Source organism: Treponema endosymbiont of Eucomonympha sp., from assembly GCF_001028545.1.
Genome location: NZ_BBPW01000292.1, coordinates 1 through 801, shown reverse-complemented (window position 1 = coordinate 801; position 801 = coordinate 1). Strand labels below are relative to the sequence as shown.

Annotated in this window: 1 protein-coding gene and 1 pseudogene; both read left to right on the top strand. The window is 56.2% G+C overall.

The annotated features are described in order from the left end of the window. The first annotated feature begins 111 nt into the window (after window positions 1-111). Window positions 112-564, top strand: a complete 453-nt coding sequence (locus tag AWU74_RS10680) for a transposase (RefSeq protein ID WP_162504964.1) — start codon at window positions 112-114, stop codon at window positions 562-564. Between the two features lie 7 nt (window positions 565-571). Then, window positions 572-801 (top strand): annotated as a pseudogene (locus tag AWU74_RS06615) (RecQ family ATP-dependent DNA helicase); the annotation flags it as partial.

The following is an 801-nucleotide window of genomic DNA, read 5'->3' as shown; positions in this document are numbered from 1 at the left end:
TATCCGTATGATAGATTCGACGCGTATCAAGGCACATGCGGACGCATGCGGGGTGCACGGCGGCACTCAGGATATTAGCCGCACAAAAGGGGGCTGAACAGCAAATTGCACTTGGCGGTTGACGAGTACGGGATACCGGCAAGCAGCATTGTGACAAGCGGCACTGACGCGGACTGTAACCAAGTACTCCTCCTTATGGAGGGTTTGGAGGTGGAAGCGTTCCTTGCGGACAAGGCGTATGACACGAACGAACTGCTCGACATGCTTAAGGTAGCGGATATAGCAGCAGTCGTCACTCCGGTTAAAAGCCGGAAAAAGCAGAATGCGTACAGTCATGAACTGTATCGGGCGCGGCACGTCATTGAAGACGTTTTCCGTGCCCTCAAGCGTCGACGGGGAACCGCTACGTGCTATGCAAAGCTCACCGCTTCCTGGCATCGCCGTCATTCATGTCAGGTGCGTGTTCCTCTACCTTTAAGTTCACACTACCTAGAACCGCGTCGCCCTACCCTTACAGCGTCATCTATGCGATATGGGACACATTCATCGTCCGCAACCCCATAGTACAGGCGTGGAAGAATATGAAACTAGTCTCCCCGACCCGATAACGCAGGTGGCACAACAGACATTCGGCATCCGCTACCTGTTTCCGTGGCAGCGGCTCGTGATTGCAAATATTCTGGACGCCGTCGCGTCCGCAGATGCCACCTGTGCGGTTCCGGCTGGCGTGGTGCCTGCAGAGTGCGAGCGGAGCGTATGGGCGAGGCAAATCGTGCTGCTGCCGACAGGCGCGGGGAAATC